Raw genomic sequence first — 1081 nt, 5'->3', positions numbered from 1 at the left:
TGGAGTTCTGTACCTGCTCCTGGGCCGGGAGGATCTCCGAGGAGAAAACAAGCAAGCTAATTCCCTCTGGGTCCTGGCTAAGCTGACGGTGCCCGCGGCGCTGGGCTTTTTTCTGGTGGCTGGGCCCATTCTGGTGGCCACGGTCACAGCACCTGCGGTGAGCGCCGAGTACTCTCGCCAACAATTTCTCTTTTTCCCGGAAGGGCGGGCGTTACAACAGATGTGGGTGAATGCGGCTACGCCAGAGGAGGCGGTCTGGCGCAACATCTTCAACGGCCTGAGTATGTTCAACGACCCCGGCCAGCACGACCGCGGCTACATCTATCCCAACTACGGCCATGCTTTTGTGGATCCCTTGACGGGGGCTTTGATCTGGCTGGGGCTGGGATCCGGCCTCTACCGCCTTTTCAAGAAGCGCAGCCAGCCCCACGACTGGCTCTGTATCGGCAGCTTCCTATTTCTCTACCTGCTGTTTAGCTTGGCCATCACCAAAGCCCCCAACTACACCCGCCTGCTGGTGATCCTGCCCTTTGTAGCCTATCTAACCTTGGAAGGGATCCAAGTGCTGGCAGGTCTCCTGGAACGCTGGGGATCCCGGACCGGGAGTTGGCTGCCGGCGGCGGCGATGGCGGGGGCAATCCTGCTGATTGGGGGGTGGAACCTGGCCATTTTTGGAGACTTTGTCCACAAAGGCTGGACTCAAGGCAATGATGTGGGGGCTACCGGGCGCTATGTGGCAGCTCGCCAAGGGGATCCCGACTACCGCTTCTATCTGGCCGCCAGCGCTGCCTACCCCTATTTCGGCTGGGGGGAACCCCACTATTGGCAAAGCTGGATCCAATTTTTTGCCGGACGGGAACAAAAGGTAGCGGTGTTTTCCCCTGAGGTGTTGCCCATCCAGGCGCTGGAGCCACCGTTTACCCTGTTCATGAACGAGTGGGTATGGGATCAGCAAGGGGCAGAACTGCAACGGCGTTTTCCCAGCGGACGGTTGCACCGGATCCCTGCTGAGCGAGGTCTGTGGGCCTTTGAGGTGGTGGATCCCTAGAGCTCCCCCCCTGGTTTGGCCAACCCACTGTTC

At 59.9% G+C, this 1081-nt stretch carries 1 pseudogene; it reads left to right on the top strand.

From position 1 onward, the window contains the following. Window positions 1–1048, top strand: a pseudogene (locus NW856_RS10085) (hypothetical protein); the annotation flags it as partial. Between the last annotated feature and the right edge of the window lie 33 nt (window positions 1049–1081).

It is taken from the genome of Synechococcus sp. R3-13 (assembly GCF_047462195.1).
Taxonomy (GTDB): Bacteria; Cyanobacteriota; Cyanobacteriia; order Thermostichales; family Thermostichaceae; genus Thermostichus.
Note: the sequence above shows the minus strand (reverse complement) of the source record. Positions and strands in the feature narration are given on the sequence as shown.